The sequence below is a fragment of the Actinophytocola sp. genome, assembly GCF_035712165.1.
In the GTDB taxonomy this organism is placed as follows: Bacteria; Actinomycetota; Actinomycetes; order Mycobacteriales; family Pseudonocardiaceae; genus DASYTH01.
Map to the genome: position 1 here is coordinate 1 of NZ_DASTBH010000050.1, position 4,182 is coordinate 4,182.

The following is a 4,182-nucleotide window of genomic DNA, read 5'->3' on the forward strand; positions in this document are numbered from 1 at the left end:
CCTTTGCTGTCCCGGACTGTCCGAATCGGACTGTCCCCGGCCGAGGGGTTCGGTGAGACTGGTTACATGTCACCGGTTGCCGTGATCACCGGGGCCGGCTCCGGCATCGGCCGGGTGGTGGCCCTCGACCTGATCGAAGCCGGGTACCGGGTGGTGCTCGCCGGCCGGCGGGCGGAGACGCTGCGGGAGACGGCCGGGTCCAGCCCGGCCGCCCTGGTCGTGCCGACCGACGTGCGCAGCGAGGACTCGGTCGAGGCGCTGTTCGCCGAGGTCCGCCGGGTGCACGGGCGGATCGACCTGCTGTTCAACAACGCCGGGTGCGCGGTGCCCGGCACCGTCGCCGACCTCGCGCTCGAGGACTGGCAGCGGGTGCTCGACACCAACCTCACCGGCTCGTTCCTGTGTGCCCGGGAGGCCTTCCGGCTGATGCGCGAGCAGCGCCCGCAGGGCGGCCGGATCATCAACAACGGCTCGATCTCGGCCACCAGCCCGCGGCCGGCGAGCCCGGCCTACACCGCGAGCAAGCACGCCATCACCGGCCTGACCAAGTCGATCTCGCTGGACGGCCGGCCGTTCAACATCGCCTGCGGGCAGATCGACATCGGCAACGCCGCCACCGAGATGGGCAACCGGATGGCAGAGGGCGTCCCGCAGGCGAACGGCACGGTGCTGGCCGAACCCGTGTTCGACCCGGCGCACGTCGCGCGCGCGGTCCGTTACATGGCCACCCTTCCGCTCGACACGAACGTGCAGTTCCTCACCATCACCGCGACCACGATGCCGTTCATCGGGCGGGGCTGATCGACCCCGCTTTGACCCTGCCGGGCGGTGCCGGGTATCTTCTTACGTTGTTGTGCGGCGCGGAGCGCGACGCTCAGTGAGCCACGCACAGACCCCAGAGAAATTGACGACGAGGTAAACCCGTGCGCACGTACAGCCCGAAGCCCGGCGAGGTGGCCCGTACCTGGCATGTCATCGATGCCGAGGATGTGGTGCTCGGCCGGCTGGCTACCCACATCGCCACGCTGCTGCGTGGCAAGCACAAGCCGACGTACGCCCCGCACGTGGACACCGGTGACTTCGTCATCGTGGTCAACGCCGGCAAGGTGGCGCTCACCGGCAACAAGCGCGACCAGAAGTTCGCCTACCGGCACAGCGGCTACCCCGGCGGGTTGCGCAAGCGCTCGTTCGGCGAGCTGCTCGACAGCCGCCCGGACCGCCTGCTGGAGAAGGTCGTCAAGGGCATGCTGCCGAAGAACAAGCTCGGCCGCGCCCAGGGCAAGAAGCTCAAGGTGTACGCCGGACCGGACCACCCGCACGCGGCCCAGCAGCCGAAGCCGTTCGAGATCGCGAAGGTCGAGAAGCAGTGAGCGAAGAGTACGTGACGAGTACCACTCCGGAACCGGAAGAGGCGCCGGAGGCGCCGCGCGCCCCCCGGGTGACCGCCGAGACCGCCCAGACGGTCGGCCGCCGCAAGGAGGCGGTGGTCCGCGTCCGGATCACCCCCGGCACCGGCCAGTTCCTGCTGAACGGCAAGTCGCTCGAGGACTACTTCCCGAACAAGGTGCACCAGCAGCTCATCCGTGAGCCGCTGGTGATCCTGGAGAAGCCCGAGTCGTTCGACATCCGGGCCAACCTCAAGGGCGGCGGCATCACCGGGCAGGCGGGCGCGCTGCGGCTGGCCATCGCCCGGGCGCTGATCCAGCTGGACAGCGACGACCGGCCGACGCTGAAGAAGGCCGGCTTCCTCACCCGTGACCCGAGGGTCAAGGAGCGCAAGAAGTACGGCCTGAAGAAGGCCCGGAAGGCGCCCCAGTACAGCAAGCGCTGACCCGTCTCGATGCCGGTTCCGGCATCCGCACCCACCGCCGGCCGCGCTGCGGCCGGCGGTACGACATTCCGTCGCGTGCGCCATCGAGTCACTTCGGACACTGTCGGTAACACCACGTTCGCCGCACCAGATGCACCGGACGTGGTCGCGGCAGCACCGACCTGAGGAGGTAGCACCGACTATGACAGCGAATGGGGCGAAACCGGCGAAGGCCCGCCTGTTCGGGACCGACGGGGTGCGCGGTCTGGCCAATGGCGATCTCACGCCCGAGTTAGCCCTGTCGGTGTCGGCCGCCGCGGCCCGGGTGCTGGTCGCGCACGACAGCTCACACCGTCCGGTCGCCGTCGTCGGCCGCGATCCGCGGGCCAGCGGTGAGATGCTGCAGGCGGCCGTGTGCGCGGGGCTCACCTCGGCAGGCGCGGACGTGATGCAGGTCGGCGTGCTGCCCACCCCGGCCGTCGCCCACCTGGTCGGCGAGCTGAACGCCGACCTCGGCGTGATGATCTCCGCCTCGCACAACCCGATGCCGGACAACGGGATCAAGCTCTTCGCCGCAGGCGGGCACAAGCTGCCCGACGCGCTCGAGGACGAGATCGAGGCCTTGGTCGGACGCCCGGGCACCCGCCCGACCGGTGCCGGCGTCGGCCGGATCTACGACATCACCGACGCGCTGGACCGCTACATCGCGCACCTGCTCAAGGCCACGCCGCACCGGCTGGAGGGCCTGCGCGTGGTGGTGGACTGCGCGAACGGGGCCGCCTGGGCCGCCGCGCCGCAGGCCTACCGGGAAGCCGGCGCCGAGGTGATCGCGATCCACGCGCTGCCGGACGGCGAGAACATCAACGACGGCTGCGGATCGACCCACCTGGACGCGCTGCGTGAGGCGGTCCGGGCCGAGCGGGCCGACCTGGGGATCGCGCACGACGGCGACGCCGACCGCTGCCTGGCGGTGGACGCGGCCGGAGAGCTGATCGACGGCGACCAGATCATGGCGGTGCTGGCGCTGGCCATGCGGGAGTCCGGGGAGCTGGTCGAGGACACCCTGGTGGCGACCGTGATGAGCAACCTGGGGCTGCATCTGGCCATGCGGGAGCACGGCATCGAGCTGCGCACCACCGCGGTCGGCGACCGGTACGTGCTCGAGGAGCTGCGGGCCAACAGTTTCTCGCTGGGCGGCGAGCAGTCCGGGCACGTCGTGCTGCCCGGGCATGCCACGACCGGTGACGGCCTGCTCACAGCTCTGCGCCTGATGGCCCGGATGAGCTCCACCGGACGCGGCCTGGCGGACCTGGCGGGCGTGATGCGCCGGCTGCCGCAGGTGCTGGTGAACGTGAAGGTCGCCGACAAGGCGGCGGTGGCGGCATCGGCCGAGGTCAACGCGGCGGTGGCGGCCGTGGAGGCCGAGCTCGGCGACACCGGCCGGGTGTTGCTCCGCCCCTCCGGCACCGAGCAGCTGGTCCGGGTGATGGTCGAGGCGCCGAGCCACGAGGCAGCCGGGTCGGCCGCGCACCGGCTGGCCGACGTGGTGTCCTCGGTGCGCTGAGTCACCGCGGATATCCGTACGAATTCGGGCCGTTCCTCGCCCGTGGCTCCTCCCCGTAGGTAGATTGCGGTTTGCGTCTGTTACGGCACCGCGGGTTGGGGCGCTGCGTCGTAGTGACGTGGGTGGAGTCGTTGGAATGAGGGGACGTCATGGCTGACGGTTTTGGTGTCGAGCCGGGTCAGGTGCAGCAGGCTGCGAACCAGTTCAAGACCGAGGGGGAGGCGATTACCCAGCTGGCCGCCAAGGTCGAGCATCCGGCGGTGAGCACCGGCCAGGTCGGCCGGCATTTCCAGGCCGTCGCGCAGCAGTACGCGCAGATGTTCGGGCTGATCAACTCGTCGGTGAAGTCGTTCGGCTCCGCCGCCGTCGCCACCTCGACCCAGCTTGGCGACGTGGCCACCAGCTACACCGGCGCCGACGAGGGCGCCCAGCAGAACCTGAACGCACAGGGGCGCTGACCCATGGCGAGCGTTGAGGAGATTCGGCGCCTGCTCGACGACCCGAATGTGGCGCCGCACACCAAGAAAGATCTGCTGTTCGACCTGATCGCGATGGGTGGGGACGAGAACGACCCGCAGGCGTTGTGGCGTTATGCGCAGCAGTTGGGGGTTCCGCGTGATGAGTTCATGGATGCTGTGGAGCAGGTCGTCTTCGATCGTGCTCCGGCGCGTGATGTGGATGGGCATGTTGGTCAGGCGCGGCGGGATCAGGAGTTGGGGCGTAGTTGGGGGAATTTGACTGATGGCACGCCGTCGCCGACGTCGGATGACATTTTGGTTGATGGGCTTGTCGGGTTGAGGATTTTCGA

The 4,182-nt window shown here is 69.7% G+C and carries 6 protein-coding genes; all 6 read left to right on the plus strand.

The annotated features are described in order from the left end of the window. The first annotated feature begins 66 nt into the window (after positions 1 to 66). A complete protein-coding gene (locus VFO68_RS02410) occupies positions 67 to 801 on the plus strand; it encodes an SDR family oxidoreductase (protein WP_325156460.1) in 735 nt (244 codons plus the stop codon). Between the two features lie 122 nt (positions 802 to 923). Then, entirely contained in the window at positions 924 to 1,370 is a 447-nt protein-coding gene (gene rplM, locus VFO68_RS02415; protein ID WP_325156461.1) for a 50S ribosomal protein L13, read from the plus strand. Positions 1,371 to 1,381: 11 nt separating this feature from the next. Then, positions 1,382 to 1,831: a 30S ribosomal protein S9 gene (rpsI, locus tag VFO68_RS02420; RefSeq protein ID WP_325156462.1), complete on the plus strand. Its 450-nt coding sequence runs from the start codon at positions 1,382 to 1,384 to the stop codon at positions 1,829 to 1,831. A gap of 181 nt (positions 1,832 to 2,012) precedes the next feature. Beyond that, positions 2,013 to 3,374, plus strand: coding sequence for a phosphoglucosamine mutase (gene glmM, locus VFO68_RS02425; RefSeq protein ID WP_325156463.1), 1,362 nt, complete (start codon positions 2,013 to 2,015; stop codon positions 3,372 to 3,374). Positions 3,375 to 3,523: 149 nt separating this feature from the next. Further along, positions 3,524 to 3,832: a type VII secretion target gene (locus VFO68_RS02430; protein ID WP_325156464.1), complete on the plus strand. Its 309-nt coding sequence runs from the start codon at positions 3,524 to 3,526 to the stop codon at positions 3,830 to 3,832. Between the two features lie 3 nt (positions 3,833 to 3,835). Continuing rightward, on the plus strand, positions 3,836 to 4,182 hold a 347-nt coding region (locus VFO68_RS02435; RefSeq protein WP_325156465.1), incomplete at its 3' end, for a hypothetical protein.

What these genes read in the sequence shown, in the direction of transcription:
- VFO68_RS02410 (WP_325156460.1), top strand. Translation starts at nt 67, where the DNA reads ATGTCACCGGTTGCCGTGATCACCGGGGCCGGCTCCGGCATCGGCCGG.
- glmM (WP_325156463.1), top strand. Translation starts at nt 2,013, where the DNA reads ATGACAGCGAATGGGGCGAAACCGGCGAAGGCCCGCCTGTTCGGGACC.
- VFO68_RS02430 (WP_325156464.1), top strand. Translation starts at nt 3,524, where the DNA reads ATGGCTGACGGTTTTGGTGTCGAGCCGGGTCAGGTGCAGCAGGCTGCG.